The following is a 16102-nucleotide window of genomic DNA, read 5'->3' as shown; positions in this document are numbered from 1 at the left end:
ATTTGATGTTCAAGTTCAAGCTTCTTCTCTTCAAGTGGTCGCGTAAGCTCAAGCAGTTTAATTACTGGCTGTGGGCGCAGGCTGTGTTTATCGCGCTGGCGCTGTTGCGTCTGCTACCTGCCAAAAGCGCAATCCGCTTTTCGGCATGGTTTGCGCGCAAGGTCGGGCCACTCACACCACGGCATAAGGTTGCGACCAGCAATCTGCGTCATGCCTATCCAGAGAAGAGCGACGCTGAAATTGAGAAGATCGCCATCGAGATGTGGGATTCGATGGCGCGTCTTTTCGCGGAATATATCTTCCTCGATGCGATCTTTGATTTTGATCCCAATGCGACCGAACCCGGCCTGATTGAAGTTGACGGCATTCCCATTTTCGAGCGCCTGTGCAATGAAACAAAGCCGCATATCTTTTTCACCGCGCATACGGGCAATTTCGAGCTTCTGCCGATCTGTGCCGGTACGTTTGGTCTTGATGTAACCGCCCTCTTCCGCCCGCCGAACAATCCTTATATCGCCAAGACCGTTCTCAAAGCGCGCAAGACAAATATGGGGCATTTGGTGCCTTCCAAGGCCGGTGCTGCATGGTCCTTGGCGCGTGTTCTGGATAATGGCGGCAATGTTGGCATGCTGGTAGACCAGAAGTTCCAGCGCGGCGTGCCTTCGAGCTTCTTCGACCGTCCGGTAAAGACCAATCCGCTGCTCGCGAAGCTTGCGCGTCAGTACGATTGCGATGTTTATCCGGCGCGCTGCATTCGTCTGCCCGGTGGCCGTTACCGGCTTGAGCTGAAAGAGCGCATGGAACTGCCGCGTGACGAAAAAGGCGAGATCGACATTGCCGCAACTGCGCAGCTTCTCAACGATACCGTTGAAGGCTGGGTGCGCGAATACCCCGGCCAGTGGATGTGGTTCCACAAGCGCTGGGGCTAAACTCAATATCTGCGTTCGGTCAAAACTGGCCGGACGCTTTTTTGTTTGAATAAGGCAAATGCTTGCCAAGGGAGACAACCATGCGTCCTATCGCAATCGCCCCATCCATTCTGTCCGCCGACTTTGCGCGTCTGGGTGAAGAAGTCGACGCCGTGCTCGAAGCCGGTGCCGACTGGATTCATATCGACGTTATGGACGGCCATTTCGTGCCAAACATCACGTTCGGCCCGCAGGTCGTCAAAGCAATTCGTCCGCGTACTCAGGCATTCTTTGATACCCATCTGATGATCGCGCCATGCGATCTTTATCTGGAAGCTTTTGCCGATGCTGGCTGTGATCTGATCACTGTTCATGCCGAAGTAGGTGCGCACACACACCGTTCGTTGCAGAATATTCGTGCTTTCGGCAAAAAATCCGGTCTTGCGCTCAATCCAGCGACACCTGTCGAAGCGCTGACCAATGTTATCGATGACGTTGATCTTGTGCTTGTGATGACAGTTAATCCGGGCTTTGGTGGCCAGAAGTTCATCGCTCCAATGCTCGATAAGATCAAACGCGTGCGTGACATGATTGGCGACCGCCCAATTGATATTGAAGTCGATGGCGGCATCACGCCAGAAACCGCTGGTCTGGTTGTTGCCGCCGGTGCCAATATTCTCGTTGCGGGTTCTGCTGTTTACAAAGGCAACTCTGTCGAGAGCTATGCCGCCAACATCAAAGCCATTCGCGAAGCCGCAGAAGCAGCGCGATAATAGATTTTTCCGGGGTGATGTGCGTTGAGCGGAGCGTCAGGCTCTGCTAAACACCACGCATTCCCTTTACCCAAGACCTGCAGCCCGGCAGACGGGCCGCCAAAACAGGATATGCCCATGATCCCGCGCTATTCCCGACCAGAAATGGTCGCCATCTGGTCTCCCGAAACCAAATTCCGCATCTGGTTTGAAATTGAGGCCTATGCATGTGAGGCGCTTGCCGAACTCGGCGTAATCCCCAAGGAAGCCGCAAAGACCATTTGGGAAAAGGGCGACGCTGCAAAATTCGATGTCGCGCGCATTGATGAAATCGAAGCCGTTACCAAGCATGACGTCATCGCGTTCCTGACGCATCTTGCTGAGTTTATCGGTCCTGACAGCCGTTTCGTGCATCAGGGCATGACGTCTTCGGACGTACTTGATACAACGCTCAACGTTCAGCTCGTTCGCGCATCTGATCTGCTTCTCGCCGGTATGGACCGCGTTCTTGCAGCACTGAAAACGCGTGCTTTCGAACACAAAGATACCGTTCGTATCGGTCGCAGCCATGGCATTCATGCTGAACCAACCACAATGGGCCTGACTTTCGCCCGTTTCTACGCCGAAATGCTGCGCAACCGCGCACGTCTCGTTGCAGCACGAGCGGAAATCGCAACCGGTGCCGTATCGGGTGCTGTTGGCACTTTCGCCAATATCGACCCACGTGTTGAAGAATATGTCTGCGAAAAGCTTGGCCTCGAAGCAGAGCCAGTTTCCACGCAGGTTATCCCGCGTGACCGCCATGCTATGTTCTTTGCAACACTCGGCGTTATCGCTTCGTCGATTGAGAATGTAGCCATCGAAATCCGCCATATGCAGCGCACGGAAGTTCTGGAAGCAGAAGAGTTCTTCTCGCCCGGCCAGAAGGGTTCGTCGGCAATGCCGCACAAGCGTAACCCTGTTCTGACAGAAAACCTGACCGGCCTCGCCCGTCTGGTTCGTATGTCGGTTGTGCCTGCAATGGAAAACGTCGCTCTCTGGCATGAACGCGATATTTCGCATTCAAGCGTTGAGCGCGCAATTGGCCCAGACACCACCATCACACTCGACTTCGCGCTGAACCGTCTGGCTGGCGTTGTCGAAAAGCTGGTGATCTACCCGGAAAACATGCTCAAGAACATGAACAAGTTCCGCGGTCTAGTGCATTCGCAGCGCGTTCTGCTGGCGCTTACACAGGCTGGCGTTTCGCGTGAAGATTCCTACCGCCTCGTGCAGCGCAATGCGATGCGCGTTTGGGAACAAGGTGCAGACTTTCTTGAAGAACTGCTTGCTGACCAGGAAGTGCGTGCAGCGCTTTCAGAAGAGCAGATCCGCGAAAAGTTCGATCTCGGCTATCACACGAAGCATGTCGATACGATTTTCAAGCGCGTTTTCGGCTAAACATTAGTCTTCATAAATTGAGTCCGAAAAAAGCCCCATGTTTCTGTAAACATGGGGCTTTTTATTGTTTTAATATCAGGCACTCTTTTTGATCGTATTGATCACATTGCCCCATGGGTCTTCGAAGACGTGGTTGTTGCCGCCGCGCGTGTCTTCCATTTCCACCCATGCGAGACCAGTCCGGTCCTTGTCACGCAAGCCAGCGCCTGAACTCTGCCATGCGTTAGCACCGATATGGTGGTGATAACCGCCGGTCGATAAGAACACGGCCTTATCGCCATAGGTCTGCACGGTGTTAAAGCCCAGTTCCTTGTTCCAGAAAGCTTCCGCATCTTTGGCATTGCCAACGCGCAAGTGAACATGACCGACCACTGTATTCTGTGGTGCACCGTTCCATTCACCACCTTCGCGATCAATAACGTCGAGAAGATTTTTCACATCAAGCGCTTCTGTGCCCATGACCACGCGATCACCATTCCACTGCCACGTCTTATGTGGGCGGTCGGAATAAATTTCGATTCCATTGCCTTCAGGATCGGTGAGATAAATCGCTTCGCTGACATTGTGGTCCGATGCACCCGCAACGGGCAGCTGCTTGTCGATGGCGCGGCGCGACCAGCGCGCCAGATCACCACGTGTCGGTAGCAGAAAAGCAGTGTGATAGAGACCAGCGCTGCGTGGATCATCTGCTTTCGCAGCTGAAAACTGCTCGATTTCCATCAACTCGCGATCACCAGCACCAAGGACAATCGAAGCGCCACGGCGCGTCATCTCGCGAAGGCCGACAACGTCGCGATAATACTCAGCCAGAGTTTCAGCATCACGCGCCTTTAAACCAATGCGCGCCACCCGAACAGGCGTCGTCATTGCAAATGGTAGAGGAGCACTTGGAGCCACTTTCTGATTGGCTACTTTGTTTTCAGTTTCAATCATTTCATTCTCCTTCGACGGCGTTTCCGCGCGTGCGGAAAGAATATTGCTCATGACGGCAGCACCCGCAGTTCCGAGTATCGTCCTTCTGCTGATGGCCATAGTCGCAAAATCCTCTTTGGTGTTATCTTCCCGCTAAAGATCACAATTTAGAGAGCGTTTCACAAGATCGCGATCTGCGAACAAGCTGTTCATCATTTGCATCACCTGCGTTCATGCATCAGCGCTATAGCTCACCTTGAAGATGCTTTGAAACGGCTCTAAATAGGGATCATGAAAGTTAAAGATTCCGATATTCTCATCATTCCTGGTTACACCAATTCCGGACCTGATCACTGGCAGACCCGTTGGGAGAGCAAACTCTCGACGGCGCGACGCGTTGAGCAAGCCGAATGGTCGAAGCCAGTTAAAGACGATTGGGTAGCGCAGCTGGTTAAAGCCGCCAATGAAGCGACAAAGCCAATCGTGCTTGTGGCCCATTCGCTTGGCGTTGCGACAGCTCTACATGCAATGCCGCAAATTCAGCATAAGGTGGCTGGTGCGTTCTTTGTGGCGCCCCCAGATGTCTCGAATGACAAGATCAGGCCCAAGCACCTGATGACATTTGGCCCTTATCCGCGTGAGCGTCTGCCGTTTCCAACCATTGCAGTTGTTAGTCGCAATGATCCGTTCTCAAGCTTTGAAGCTGCGGAAGAAATTGTGAAAGACTGGGGTGCGCTGCTTATTGATGCCGGTGATGCAGGACATATCAATTCAGAGTCTGGGCATGGGCCATGGCCAGAAGGCTCAATGGTATTTGCTGAGTTTATGACTAAACTTGAGCCACCAAAAACACATTAAATCAACGAATTATATAGTTTTCTGATGAAATAGATTCAGACTAACTTGCGAAGCGGCAGATGAAACATCTGCCGCTTTATTTTTTAAGCGCGAATGGCGTCAACGAGTGTTTTAGCACCAAGGCGCATGTAGCCACCATCACTGGTGAGCGTTAAAAACTGAAAACCAAGCGGGATATAGCGCCGTGCAAATTCTGCTGATGGCGAATAGATGCCTGCAAATTTACCAGCCGCAGCTGCCTTGCGTGCAATTGTCGTAATCGGCTCAATGATGGCTTCTGAATCCGGATTTGCTTCACGACCGTTGCTCCACGCAATAGAAAAATCGGCAGGACCAACAAAAACGCCATCAATGCCGCGCACATCAAGGATCGCATCCAGCGCATCATATGCATCGCGTGTTTCGATCATGGCAAAAGCCAGCGTGTCCTGATTAGCGGTGACCAGATAATCGTTAGAGCCAGGCGTGCCGTAATCAGCATTAGCGCGGAACACGCCCCATGAACGCTCTCCGATCGGCGGATATTTCATTGAAGCGGCAAATTTACGTGCATCTTCAACCGAGTTGATCATGGGTGCAATGACGGCCTGTGCGCCGAAATCGAGTGCCCGGCTTGCCATGTCAAAGCGTCCGACTGGAATACGCACAACTGGCGGCTTGGCTGCGTTGAGAATGAGCCCAAGGCTACGCAACACACTTTGCTCATCATGACCGCCATGCTGCATATCGAGCGTTACAGCGTCAAAAGCGCTATGCGCCAACACTTCGACGGTGAGTGCTTCCGGCAAGGATGACCAAGCCGATAGAACGGTTTCTCCGGCACGAAGACGCGAAGACAAAGACATGCTTATTCCCCTGCATTACAAAACTAAGGGCGGAAATGCTGTCTGCTTATTTTAACGCGCATCTTATCCCGAAAACCGATTTCCACTTTTCGGGATGCGCTATCAGCATTTCCGCCCTTTATGACGAGTTAGTCTTTCTGGACCTGCTGGATCGCTTCCTCAAGGAAAGCAAACATCTTTTCACGAATGGTTGCATCTGTAACGCTCACGCTGGCAGCATCAAAATCAGTGCGCAGCTTGCGAAACACGTCTTCATCGCCTGCTTCTTCAAAGTCAGCTGCAACAACTTCACGCGCATAGGCGTCTGCATCCGCATCATGCTTGCCGAGAAGTTCTGCAGCCCAGAGACCGAGAATTTTGTTGCGGCGGGCTTCAGCCTTAAAACGCAATTCAGCATCGAGTGCGAATTTGCTTTCAAAAGCGTTGCGGCGATCGTCCATGCCAGTGGCCATTCATAGAACTCCCAAGCTGTTAACTTATATGAGATCGTCAACCGTTCTCTTGCCTAAAGCTGGCAAGGGGCGCAAGATTATACAAGAGCCAAAAGTCACTTTCTTGATTTATCTGGCTCTGAAACGCTTAAAACGGGGGAACGGGTACAAAGCAGGATTGTTAAAAGCCCACAATTGCTATACGTAGCCCGCGAGAATAGCGGCAAAAGCCGATCATCACATTTTTGGAAATCCGAGAAAAGCCATGAACCGTCGCCGCCGTATTTACGAGGGCAAGGCCAAGATTCTTTATGAAGGCCCTGAACCCGGTACTCTTGTCCAGTTCTTCAAAGATGACGCAACCGCGTTCAACGCGAAGAAGCATGAAGTTGTTGACGGAAAAGGCGTGTTGAACAACCGCATTTCTGAGCACATTTTCACGCAACTCAACCGTATCGGCATTCCGACTCACTTTATCCGCCGCCTCAACATGCGTGAGCAGCTGATCAAGGAAGTTGAAATCATTCCGCTTGAAGTCGTTGTCCGTAACGTTGCAGCAGGTTCGCTGTCCACACGCCTCGGCATTGAAGAAGGCACTGTCCTGCCACGCTCGATCATCGAGTTTTATTACAAGGCAGATGCTCTCAACGACCCAATGGTCACGGAAGAACATATCACTGCTTTTGGCTGGGCCAGCCCTGCGGAAATCGACGACATTATGGCTCTCGCCATTCGCGTCAACGACTTCCTCACCGGTCTGTTCCTCGGCATCGGCATCCAGCTTGTCGATTTCAAGATGGAATGTGGACGTCTATTTGAAGGCGACATGATGCGTATCGTCGTCGCCGACGAAATTTCGCCAGACTCAGCACGCCTTTGGGATGTCAACACCAATGACAAGCTCGATAAGGACCGCTTCCGCCGCGATATGGGTGGACTGGTTGAGGCCTATCAGGAAGTGGCACGTCGTCTCGGCATCATGAACGAGAACGAAACGCCCCGTCCTTCCGGCCCTACGCTTGTGAAGTAAAATCCGCACAGCCCGGAACGAAAGTTACCGGGCTGTTTTCATTTGGCTAAGTAAATCAGGAACTACTCAGTGATTAAGGCACGCGTCACCGTTACACTCAAAAACGGCGTTCTCGACCCGCAGGGCAAAGCTATTGTCGGCGCGCTCGGCAGCCTGAATTTCGAAGGCGTCAACTCGGTCCGCCAGGGCAAGGTCTTCGATCTCGAAGTCGAAGGCTCGGACAAGGCTAAAGCTGAAGCCGAAATCAAAGCCATGTGCGAGAAGCTGCTCGCCAACACGGTTATTGAAGACTACGCAATCGTCATCGCCTGACGCACTGCGCTCAGCAGGTATTTTTTGCGCGCTTTCAGATCGCTTGACGCGCTCTGAAGCCCTCAGATTCAAAGAGACATAAAACGCCATGAAAGCAGCAGTCGTTCTTCTCCCCGGCCTTAACCGTGACCGCGACATGATTGCAGCCGTCACCAAAATTTCCGGTCAGGCACCAATCACCGTCTGGCAGACAGATACATCCATCCCTGATGATGTTGATCTTATTCTGATCCCCGGCGGCTTCTCCTATGGTGACTATTTGCGTTGCGGTGCGATTGCAGCGCGTATGCCGGTCATGCAGGCTATTCGTGAGAAAGCCGACAAAGGCGTGATGGTTATCGGCGTTTGCAACGGCTTCCAGATTCTGGTTGAAGCAGGAATGTTGCCGGGTGCGCTGATGCGCAACACCTCGCTCAAGTTCGTTTGCCGCGAAGTAAAGCTCGAAGTCAGCAACGCCAATACGTCGTTTACCCGCAGCTATCAGCCAGGCCAGATCATTCGTTGCCCGGTTGCGCATCATGACGGCAATTATTTCGCCGATGCGGAAACATTGAAGCGCATCGAAGGTGAAGGTCAGGTTGTATTCCGCTATGCGGAAGGCACCAACCCGAACGGTTCGGTCAATGATATTGCCGGCATCGTTAATGCACGCGGCAATGTTCTCGGCATGATGCCACATCCTGAAAACCTGATTGAAGGTGCGCATGGTGGCAATGATGGCCGTGCACTTTTTGCAGGCGCATTAGGAATTGCTGCTTAAAAAGGCACACCTAAATAAAAGTTTTGAAGCGGCCTTCGTCTCAAACGAGGGCCGTTTTTTATTCTATATGCATTAGCTGATTCAGTGCATGCGCTAAACGCAATCGACTAGCGCGTCATGTAAATTCGTGGCAGCTTGGGCATTGCATACTTCCTGCGGCAACCGAATCGGGGAACTATAACGATGCAATTATATTCACGCCCACTCTCCCCCTATTCCGCTTTTGTACGTGGTGTTCTTTACCTCAAGGAACTTCCGTTCAAACCGATCAGCCTTCCTTATCCGTTTCCGGCGGATTTCAGCCATGTGACACCACTTAAGCGTGTTCCAGTGCTGATTACAGGGTCTGGTGAAACGCTGTTTGAAGCAGCCGTCATCGCGGAATATCTCGAAGATCATTTTCCTGAAACGCCTGTCCTGCCCGGAACGCCGCGCGAGCGCGCACTGATCCGGCTTCTCGCACGCGTCGCTGAACTGGACGTACTCGGACCAGCAATGAAGCTGATGATTCTATTGAGCAAGCCTGAGAAGGATCAGGCGTCCATTGATCGGCTGTTCGCTAAGCTAAACACCGGCTTGAGCGTTGTGGAATCACGTCTGACCGATAATGATTTTGCACTCACCGATGCACCAACTCTTGCCGATGCATGGCTCGTGCCAATTCGTTTTCTGATGGAGCCGCTCAAGAAGCTTTCAGGCAAGAGCGATTTGCTGGATGCATACCCAAAATTCGACACATATGCGGTGAAAGCAAACCAGGATCCGATATTCGAGCTTATTACAAATGAGATGAGTGACGGATTGAAGGCATTCATGCCTCAGCTTGCCTGAGTTACCCCATCCAATCCAAAGCGTACCCTCATCGGGTACGCTTTAAACATAATTTCTATTTGTTTTGAGCGAGCTGGGCTGTGCTGGCATCTTCAAAACGCCCCATGGAGTCTTCCTTGAAGAATAAGACCATCGCGCTTGCAGCTCTGTCCGCGCTCTCAATTCTTGCGGCTTGCGCACCGAAGCCTTCGCCTCGCCCGGCTTCCACAAATGCCAGCAAAGCAGCCTTAGCAACCATGGAGCGTATCGCCGTGGGTGCCAATAGTTGCTGGTTTAAATCCAAGGACAAGGACTTCCGCGGTTACGCTTTTGCGCCGGAACTGAACTCTTTCACTGGACGCCCACGTATGTTGGTGGTGCCTGCGCGCAATCTTGCAGGACGCCCACTGCTTGTTGTTCAGGCAGAAGGCAATCCTGCACGAATTGAAGCTTTTGGGCCAATGATGCAGCAGGCGCATAGTAGCCGTATCAGTGCAGACATCAATCGCTGGGCATCCGGCCAGAAAGACTGCGGCTAGGCCGAATTATCGAATATGGAAGCGTACTTTGCGCGCTTCCATATCAGCAGCGCTCCGCGAAAGCCCAATGTCTACGAGCTGTTCGTCGGTCAGATCCATCAATTGAATACGGCTGCGACGCAACATTGCGCGATGGGAAACCCACGCAGCAAATCTCTGCCAGACAGAACGCGTGTTCGCCGGGATTTCACGTTCAACTACCCGCATTGTATCAATTGTATCTATTTCATCATACTCAATCGGGACGAATGTCATCGCAAAACGCCTTATTGCTGCGTATAATCCTAACTTTGCATCAATCCGATGCGCTAAAGCGTAAATACAATTGACTCAAATATCGATACAATGCTTATATTGTGACCATGACAACTTGGCTTCCCAACCTATCAGACAAATCTGGCCCGCTCTACCTTCAGCTCGCTGACGCGATTGAAGAGGCAATTGCGAACAATTCTTTGCCAGCGGGAGAGAAACTACCGCCGCAGCGCAATCTCGCTTTCGATTTAAAGGTGACAATCGGTACAATAGGACGAGCTTATGCGCTTGCGCATGAGCGCGGGCTTGTGACCGGCGAAGTTGGGCGTGGAACTTATGTCCTCGCCAAACATGATCGCAAAAATGCTCCCGCCGCTTATTCAAGCGATGGCATTGCCGGAACCCGCATTCAGGATGCACCACTGGACAAGATAAGGTTCGACACAACGGCAGCGCCGGACGTGGGCCAGCAAGGAGTTCTGGATCAACTAATCGGTGCGACTATCCGCGACTTCCCACATGAGTTTGTGAACTACACGCGCTACTTTCCACAGCATTGGCTGGAGGCGGGACGACAATGGCTTGCACAGGAAAACGCTCCTGCTGATGCAAGCAATATCGTGGTTACAAACGGCGCACATGCCGGTGCGATTGCTGTGATAACAGCCTTCACCTCGCCCGGTGATCGAATTGTTTTTGAAGATCTGACCTATACGCAAGTCAGCCGGTCGGTGCGGATTAGCGGTCGCCGCACAGCTATCGCTGCAAGCGATGAATATGGCATGATCCCGGAAGAATTTGAGCGGGTATGCAATCAGCAACACCCGACAATGGCCTTCCTGATGCCAAGCATTCACAACCCCACGCTGGCCACCATGCCCTTTGAGCGCCGCCGTGCCATCGCTGACATTGCAGCGCGGCACAATGTCTGGCTGATCGAAGACGATACCTATGGCGTCATGACGCCCACCAATATTCCAAAGATTGCGGATATTGCGCCAGAACGCACATTTTTGATTGGCAGCCTTTCAAAGGCGGTCAGTGCTGGCTTGCGCTGTGGCTGGGTGTCCTGCCCTCCGCATTGCGCGCAGCGGGTTCGTGTTACGCATAAGCTGATGACAGGTGGCGTTTCGTTCCTACTCGCAGAAACGACCGCCCAGATGGTACTATCCGGTGAAGCTGATACGCTATTGCATAAATGCTCGGCAGAAGTTGAATGGCGAGAGCAACTGGCGCGAAAAATCTTTGCGGGTTACACATTCAACTCGTCGCCACATGTGCCTATCCTCTGGCTCAAACTGCCGGAACCATGGTTGGCAGGGACATTCAAAGCAGCCGCTTATGAAAACGGCATCCTGATCGACGATGAAGACGAATTCAAACCCGGACGCGTGGACCAGACATATCACCGGGTACGCATAGCTTTTTCGTCACCCACAGACCGCAAGATCATCGAAAATGGCTTTGTAACTTTGCGACGACTACTGGAAAATGAACAAGCAGGCTACGAAGGTAGCATTTGAGCCGGGAAATCAGCATTTTCCTGTCGCGCTTCTGGCAGAGTTAGGTTAAAGAGACCCCTTAAAACCTTAGGTGTCCGCCCTTCGGCAGAAGTTTTCGGGTACCGCAGCCTGCGACGGGGTCCCTCATCTCGATGACTATTTCCAATAAGCGCGAAATCACGCCGGAACTCATTCAATCCCACGGTCTGAAGCCGGACGAATATCAGCGCATTCTCGATCTCATCGGGCGTGAACCGAGCTTCACCGAACTTGGCATCTTCTCGGCCATGTGGAACGAACATTGTTCCTATAAGTCGTCGAAGAAGTGGCTGCGTACACTGCCAACCACTGGCGCGCGCGTCATTCAGGGCCCGGGCGAGAATGCCGGTGTAGTAGACATTGGTGACGGCGACTGCGTCGTCTTCAAGATGGAAAGCCACAACCACCCATCTTACATTGAGCCTTATCAGGGTGCTGCCACTGGCGTTGGCGGCATTCTGCGTGACGTATTCACCATGGGCGCGCGTCCGATTGCGGCCATGAATGCACTGCGCTTTGGTGAACCTGATCATCCAAAGACCCGTCACCTGGTATCCGGCGTCGTTTCCGGCGTTGGTGGCTACGGTAATGCATTCGGCGTTCCGACCGTTGGCGGCGAAGTCAACTTCGACAAGCGCTATAACGGCAATATCCTTGTCAATGCATTCGCAGCTGGTCTTGCTAAGCATGACGGCATCTTCCTGTCGGAAGCCAAGGGCGTTGGCCTGCCAGTTGTCTATCTCGGTGCCAAGACCGGCCGTGACGGCGTCGGCGGTGCAACAATGGCATCGGCTGAATTCGACGAATCGATTGAAGAAAAGCGTCCTACCGTTCAGGTTGGCGATCCGTTCACCGAAAAATGCCTGCTGGAAGCCTGCCTTGAACTGATGGCTTCTGGTGCAGTTATCGCCATTCAGGATATGGGCGCTGCTGGTCTTACGTGCTCGGCTGTTGAAATGGGTGCCAAGGGCGATCTCGGCATTGAGCTTATTCTCGACCATGTTCCGGTTCGCGAAGTGAATATGACAGCCTATGAAATGATGCTGTCGGAAAGCCAGGAGCGCATGCTCATGGTTCTCAAGCCTGAAATGGAAGAAGAAGCACAGGCAATCTTCCGCAAGTGGGGTCTCGATTTCGCAATCGTTGGCAAGACCACCGATGATCTGCGTTTCCGCGTCATCCATCAGGGCGAAGAAGTTGCCAATCTGCCGATCAAAGAACTCGGTGATGAGGCTCCTGAATATGACCGTCCGTGGATGGAACCGGGCAAGCATGCGCCGCTGCCAGCCAGCAATGTGCCGCAGGTTGAAGATTATTCGGATGCGCTGCTCAAGCTTATCGGCTCGCCAGATGGTTCGTCGCGCCGCTGGGTTTATGAGCAGTATGATACGCTCATTCAGGGCAACTCCTTGCAGCTTCCGGGCGGTGATGCTGGTGTGGTCCGCGTTGAAGGCCATGCAAACAAGGCACTCGCCTTCTCGTCTGACGTAACGCCACGCTATTGCGAAGCGGACCCATTTGAAGGTGGCAAGCAGGCGGTTGCAGAATGCTGGCGCAACATTACTGCAACCGGTGCTGAGCCACTTGCTTCGACCGACAATCTGAACTTCGGCAATCCTGAAAAGCCGGAAATCATGGGCCAGTTGGTCAAGGCCATCGAAGGCATCGGCGAAGCCTGCCGTGCGCTCGACTTCCCAATCGTTTCGGGCAATGTCTCGCTTTACAACGAAACTAATGGTCAGGCGATCTTGCCAACTCCGACCATTGCAGGCGTTGGTCTCATCCCTGATTGGTCGCAGATGGCCAAAATCGGCGGCATGCAGGATGGCGATTCACTTGTTCTGATCGGTGCAGACGGTTCGCATCTTGGCCAGTCAGTTTATCTGCGTGATCTGTTTGACCGCGCTGATGGCCCTGCTCCGAGCGTTGATCTCGCACTTGAAAAGCGTACCGGCGAGTTTGTGCGTTCGGTTATCCGCAATGGTCAAGTAACGGCTTGTCACGATCTTTCCGATGGTGGTCTTGCGGTTGCAGTTGCTGAAATGGCAATCAAATCCGGCAAGGGTGCGACGCTTGATGCGGGCGACGGGCTGCCGCATGCAGTGCTTTTTGGTGAAGATCAGGCACGTTACGTTGTGGCTGCAACGCCTGAAATGGCCAATCTAATTGCCTTGAATGCAGAAGGTGCTGGTATCGCATTCCGCAAACTGGGAACAGTTGGCGGCGATCGTCTGACATTCGGTGCAACGGTCGACGTTTCGGTTAGCGATCTCAACAACGCTTTTGAAGGCTGGTTCCCCGGCTTTATGAGCGGCGAAGCTGCCGTCGACAACTAATCGTTATCAGCTAGAACGACTATCAAAGGACGCCCGAACAGTAATCCTGCTTCGGGCGTTTGCTTGTCGGCAATTTAAAAGTTAGACAGTTGAAGATTGACGTATCAGGATGATGCGTTACGATTCTATAATATTAAAAAGCCTAAAAACGGCAGGAGACTTTGCATGGCTATGGACGCTCATGAGATCGAAAAACTGATACGCGAAGGTATTCCCGGCGCAAAGGTTACGATCCGCGACCTTGCCGGAGACGGAGATCACTATGCTGCCGAGGTTGTTGCGGAGAGCTTCCGCGGCAAGTCGCGCGTGCAGCAGCACCAGATGGTTTATGATGCGCTGAAGGGCAACATGGGCGGCGTACTTCATGCGCTCGCACTCCAGACAAGCATACCGGAATAAGCAGCATCGCAGTTTTAGCACCTGAATTTCAGGCGCGATGCTGGCTGCGGCAAGATGTTGCTCCCAACCTGCATGTTGTCGCGCGAATTTGACTTGCTTTCATCTTTATAGGGTGATTACCAAGGTTCAGCCACCTATATAGAGGTCTAACCTCTCCCTACGCGGGCCGGGATTTGAACCGGCGTCTGAAAGGATATAAAATGACCGGAATTAACGATTTTATCGACAATGAAGTGAAGACCAACGACGTTGTGCTGTTCTTGAAGGGCACTCCGGGCTTCCCACAGTGCGGTTTTTCTGGTCAGGTCGTTCAAATTCTCGATTATCTCGGCGTGGATTATAAGGGCGTCAACGTTCTGGCTTCCGATGAAATTCGTCAGGGCATCAAGGATTACTCCAACTGGCCAACAGTTCCGCAGCTTTACGTAAAGGGTGAGTTTATTGGCGGTTGCGACATCGTGCGCGAAATGTTCCAGTCGAGCGAACTTCAAACACTTTTTACCGATAAAGGTATTGCAACCAAAGCTGCCTGAGGATTAACTACCCCTCATCTGGCTTTTGCCCTTTTGAAAGGCGCCGCTACGTGGCGCCTTTTTATATTGCCTATTAATTAGTGCATTGCCTCAAGCCCTTGCCATGAGGCTTCTGTTTTCTAAATTCTGTTACTTGCGCCGTGTCTTTGGAAACGCCGCATTGCTCTATCAAGGACTGCCTTAATGCCGATTGACATCCAAAAAGGTTCGCCAGACCAAAAAACACCTATGCGTCCGCGTGGCGAATTTATTGCGCTGATCGCTGCAATCATGGCAATCAACGCGCTTGCCGTCGATATTATGCTTCCAGGACTGCCACAAATCGGTGCGAGTCTCGGCGTTCTTTCAGAAAATCATGCGCAATATGTCATCACAGCGTATCTTCTGGGATTTGGCGTTTCGCAGCTTTTCTACGGTCCATTGAGCGACCGTTTTGGTCGACGCGCGCCGCTTTTTGTCGGCTTGACGATCTATATCTTAGCGGCAATTGGTGCTGCTTTTGTTACCGATTTTACGACGCTGATCATATTGCGCGTGCTGCAAGGTCTGGGTGCGGCAGCGACGCGCGTGATTGCCGTCTCGGTTGTACGTGATCGTTTTGCAGGCCGTCAGATGGCGGAAGTCATGTCGCTCGTCATGATGATTTTCATGATCCTGCCGGTGATCGCACCGGCCACTGGTCAGTTAATCATGCTGTTTGGCGAATGGCACCTGATCTTCTTATCGATGGCCATTATGGCGGCGGTTGTCGCAGTGTGGGCCTATATCCGTCTGCCAGAAACCTTACCAGTTGATCATCGCCGCCCATTAACTTTGAAAAGCGTCATCGGCGGTTTCGGCATTGTCTTGTCTAACCGCGTCGCACTTTTCTACATGCTCGGAACATCGTTTATTCTCGGCGCACTGTTTGGTTACATCAATTCAGCGCAGCAGATTTTTGTCGATATCTACAAGCTAGGCACCATGTTTCCGCTGGCTTTCGCAGCGGTTGCGATGACACTCGCATTGGCGTCATTCCTCAATTCGCGGCTTGTCGGTCGCTATGGGATGCGTCGCATTTCCCAGACAATGCTGTTGGTGTTTGTGAGCTTCAGCCTGCTTTGGGTGGTATTGTCCCTTAGCTTTACCGGCCCTATACCATTCTGGTTGCTCATGATGATCTATATGACAATCATGTTCTCGTTCAGCTTGGTAACATCAAATTTCAATGCGTTGGCCATGGAGCCACTTGGTGAGGTCGCAGGTACCGCGTCGTCCGTTCTGGGCTTTGCACAGACAGTTATAGGCGCTGCATTGGGTGCCGCAATCGGTCAGGCTTTTGATGGAACAACAACACCCGTTGCCGCTGGCTATTGCGTGTTAGGGTTCATTTCCTTCATCTGCGTGATTATCGCAGAGCGCGGCAAATTATTCAAACCGCACAACAAACCAGTCTAATAAA

Annotated in this window: 18 protein-coding genes; 14 read left to right on the top strand and 4 right to left on the bottom strand. The window is 52.3% G+C overall.

All coding sequences use genetic code 11. From position 1 onward, the window contains the following. Window positions 1-2: 2 nt before the first annotated feature. The 3 genes from WH356_RS01985 (at window position 3) to purB (ending at window position 3100) form a co-directional block, all read left to right on the top strand. Window positions 3-929 (top strand): lipid A biosynthesis lauroyl acyltransferase, encoded by a 927-nt coding sequence (locus WH356_RS01985; protein WP_339508440.1) that lies wholly within the window; start codon window positions 3-5, stop codon window positions 927-929. An 80-nt stretch (window positions 930-1009) separates the two neighbouring features. Further along, complete coding sequence (gene rpe / locus WH356_RS01980) at window positions 1010-1681, top strand: ribulose-phosphate 3-epimerase (RefSeq protein ID WP_339508439.1); 672 nt, start codon at window positions 1010-1012, stop codon at window positions 1679-1681. A 117-nt stretch (window positions 1682-1798) separates the two neighbouring features. Continuing rightward, window positions 1799-3100, top strand: coding sequence for an adenylosuccinate lyase (purB, locus tag WH356_RS01975; RefSeq protein WP_339508437.1), 1302 nt, complete (start codon window positions 1799-1801; stop codon window positions 3098-3100). A 75-nt stretch (window positions 3101-3175) separates the two neighbouring features. Here the strand turns inward: purB and WH356_RS01970 are convergent, their stop codons facing one another. Beyond that, window positions 3176-4033 carry a VOC family protein gene (locus tag WH356_RS01970; protein ID WP_339508916.1) on the bottom strand — a complete coding sequence of 286 codons (858 nt, stop codon included), beginning with the start codon at window positions 4031-4033 and terminating at the stop codon, window positions 3176-3178. Window positions 4034-4303: 270 nt separating this feature from the next. On the opposite strand from WH356_RS01970, the gene WH356_RS01965 reads away from it, so the two are divergent. Next, entirely contained in the window at window positions 4304-4870 is a 567-nt protein-coding gene (locus tag WH356_RS01965) for an RBBP9/YdeN family alpha/beta hydrolase (RefSeq protein ID WP_339508436.1), read from the top strand. Between the two features lie 83 nt (window positions 4871-4953). Here WH356_RS01965 and WH356_RS01960 read toward each other — a convergent pair whose 3' ends face one another. Together WH356_RS01960 and WH356_RS01955 are read right to left on the bottom strand one after the other, a co-directional pair. Beyond that, window positions 4954-5721 carry an HpcH/HpaI aldolase family protein gene (locus tag WH356_RS01960; protein ID WP_339508915.1) on the bottom strand — a complete coding sequence of 256 codons (768 nt, stop codon included), beginning with the start codon at window positions 5719-5721 and terminating at the stop codon, window positions 4954-4956. A 122-nt stretch (window positions 5722-5843) separates the two neighbouring features. Beyond that, the gene (locus WH356_RS01955; protein WP_339508434.1) at window positions 5844-6167 is read right to left on the bottom strand and encodes a DUF1476 domain-containing protein; all 324 of its coding nucleotides are present in this window, start codon (window positions 6165-6167) and stop codon (window positions 5844-5846) included. Between the two features lie 244 nt (window positions 6168-6411). On the opposite strand from WH356_RS01955, the gene purC reads away from it, so the two are divergent. The 5 genes from purC to WH356_RS01930 all read left to right on the top strand — a co-directional run bounded on the left by purC (window position 6412) and on the right by WH356_RS01930 (window position 9597). Next, window positions 6412-7176 (top strand): phosphoribosylaminoimidazolesuccinocarboxamide synthase, encoded by a 765-nt coding sequence (purC, locus tag WH356_RS01950; RefSeq protein ID WP_339508433.1) that lies wholly within the window; start codon window positions 6412-6414, stop codon window positions 7174-7176. 69 nt (window positions 7177-7245) lie between these two features. Next, window positions 7246-7488: a phosphoribosylformylglycinamidine synthase subunit PurS gene (purS, locus tag WH356_RS01945; RefSeq protein WP_250039681.1), complete on the top strand. Its 243-nt coding sequence runs from the start codon at window positions 7246-7248 to the stop codon at window positions 7486-7488. A gap of 88 nt (window positions 7489-7576) precedes the next feature. Then, complete coding sequence (gene purQ / locus WH356_RS01940; protein ID WP_339508431.1) at window positions 7577-8248, top strand: phosphoribosylformylglycinamidine synthase subunit PurQ; 672 nt, start codon at window positions 7577-7579, stop codon at window positions 8246-8248. Window positions 8249-8431: 183 nt separating this feature from the next. Further along, window positions 8432-9079 carry a glutathione S-transferase family protein gene (locus tag WH356_RS01935; RefSeq protein ID WP_339508430.1) on the top strand — a complete coding sequence of 216 codons (648 nt, stop codon included), beginning with the start codon at window positions 8432-8434 and terminating at the stop codon, window positions 9077-9079. A 116-nt stretch (window positions 9080-9195) separates the two neighbouring features. Next, window positions 9196-9597 (top strand): hypothetical protein, encoded by a 402-nt coding sequence (locus tag WH356_RS01930; protein ID WP_339508429.1) that lies wholly within the window; start codon window positions 9196-9198, stop codon window positions 9595-9597. Window positions 9598-9603: 6 nt separating this feature from the next. Here the strand turns inward: WH356_RS01930 and WH356_RS01925 are convergent, their stop codons facing one another. Then, on the bottom strand, window positions 9604-9852 hold the full coding sequence (locus WH356_RS01925) for a DUF1127 domain-containing protein (RefSeq protein WP_339508427.1): 249 nt from the start codon (window positions 9850-9852) through the stop codon (window positions 9604-9606). A 107-nt stretch (window positions 9853-9959) separates the two neighbouring features. Here WH356_RS01925 and WH356_RS01920 point away from each other — a divergent pair, with 107 nt between their 5' ends. The 5 genes from WH356_RS01920 to WH356_RS01900 all read left to right on the top strand — a co-directional run bounded on the left by WH356_RS01920 (window position 9960) and on the right by WH356_RS01900 (window position 16098). Then, complete coding sequence (locus tag WH356_RS01920; protein WP_339508914.1) at window positions 9960-11375, top strand: aminotransferase-like domain-containing protein; 1416 nt, start codon at window positions 9960-9962, stop codon at window positions 11373-11375. Between the two features lie 131 nt (window positions 11376-11506). Further along, complete coding sequence (gene purL / locus WH356_RS01915) at window positions 11507-13729, top strand: phosphoribosylformylglycinamidine synthase subunit PurL (protein ID WP_339508426.1); 2223 nt, start codon at window positions 11507-11509, stop codon at window positions 13727-13729. Window positions 13730-13894: 165 nt separating this feature from the next. Continuing rightward, complete coding sequence (locus tag WH356_RS01910) at window positions 13895-14128, top strand: BolA/IbaG family iron-sulfur metabolism protein (RefSeq protein ID WP_134153339.1); 234 nt, start codon at window positions 13895-13897, stop codon at window positions 14126-14128. 200 nt (window positions 14129-14328) lie between these two features. Then, window positions 14329-14661, top strand: a complete 333-nt coding sequence (gene grxD, locus WH356_RS01905; RefSeq protein WP_339508424.1) for a Grx4 family monothiol glutaredoxin — start codon at window positions 14329-14331, stop codon at window positions 14659-14661. 183 nt (window positions 14662-14844) lie between these two features. Continuing rightward, on the top strand, window positions 14845-16098 hold the full coding sequence (locus tag WH356_RS01900) for a multidrug effflux MFS transporter (protein ID WP_339508423.1): 1254 nt from the start codon (window positions 14845-14847) through the stop codon (window positions 16096-16098). Window positions 16099-16102: the final 4 nt, after the last annotated feature.

The sequence above is a fragment of the Ochrobactrum sp. MYb379 genome, assembly GCF_037479515.1.
Classification (GTDB): Bacteria; Pseudomonadota; Alphaproteobacteria; order Rhizobiales; family Rhizobiaceae; genus Brucella.
The sequence above is the reverse complement of the archived record's forward strand: the minus strand, read 5'-3'. Positions and strand labels throughout refer to the sequence as shown.

What these genes read in the sequence shown, in the direction of transcription:
- rpe (WP_339508439.1), top strand. Translation starts at nt 1,010, where the DNA reads ATGCGTCCTATCGCAATCGCCCCATCCATTCTGTCCGCCGACTTTGCG.
- purB (WP_339508437.1), top strand. Translation starts at nt 1,799, where the DNA reads ATGATCCCGCGCTATTCCCGACCAGAAATGGTCGCCATCTGGTCTCCC.
- WH356_RS01970 (WP_339508916.1), bottom strand. Translation starts at nt 4,033, where the DNA reads ATGATTGAAACTGAAAACAAAGTAGCCAATCAGAAAGTGGCTCCAAGT.
- WH356_RS01965 (WP_339508436.1), top strand. Translation starts at nt 4,304, where the DNA reads ATGAAAGTTAAAGATTCCGATATTCTCATCATTCCTGGTTACACCAAT.
- WH356_RS01955 (WP_339508434.1), bottom strand. Translation starts at nt 6,167, where the DNA reads ATGGCCACTGGCATGGACGATCGCCGCAACGCTTTTGAAAGCAAATTC.
- purC (WP_339508433.1), top strand. Translation starts at nt 6,412, where the DNA reads ATGAACCGTCGCCGCCGTATTTACGAGGGCAAGGCCAAGATTCTTTAT.
- purQ (WP_339508431.1), top strand. Translation starts at nt 7,577, where the DNA reads ATGAAAGCAGCAGTCGTTCTTCTCCCCGGCCTTAACCGTGACCGCGAC.
- WH356_RS01935 (WP_339508430.1), top strand. Translation starts at nt 8,432, where the DNA reads ATGCAATTATATTCACGCCCACTCTCCCCCTATTCCGCTTTTGTACGT.
- WH356_RS01925 (WP_339508427.1), bottom strand. Translation starts at nt 9,852, where the DNA reads ATGACATTCGTCCCGATTGAGTATGATGAAATAGATACAATTGATACA.
- WH356_RS01920 (WP_339508914.1), top strand. Translation starts at nt 9,960, where the DNA reads ATGACAACTTGGCTTCCCAACCTATCAGACAAATCTGGCCCGCTCTAC.
- purL (WP_339508426.1), top strand. Translation starts at nt 11,507, where the DNA reads ATGACTATTTCCAATAAGCGCGAAATCACGCCGGAACTCATTCAATCC.
- WH356_RS01910 (WP_134153339.1), top strand. Translation starts at nt 13,895, where the DNA reads ATGGCTATGGACGCTCATGAGATCGAAAAACTGATACGCGAAGGTATT.
- grxD (WP_339508424.1), top strand. Translation starts at nt 14,329, where the DNA reads ATGACCGGAATTAACGATTTTATCGACAATGAAGTGAAGACCAACGAC.
- WH356_RS01900 (WP_339508423.1), top strand. Translation starts at nt 14,845, where the DNA reads ATGCCGATTGACATCCAAAAAGGTTCGCCAGACCAAAAAACACCTATG.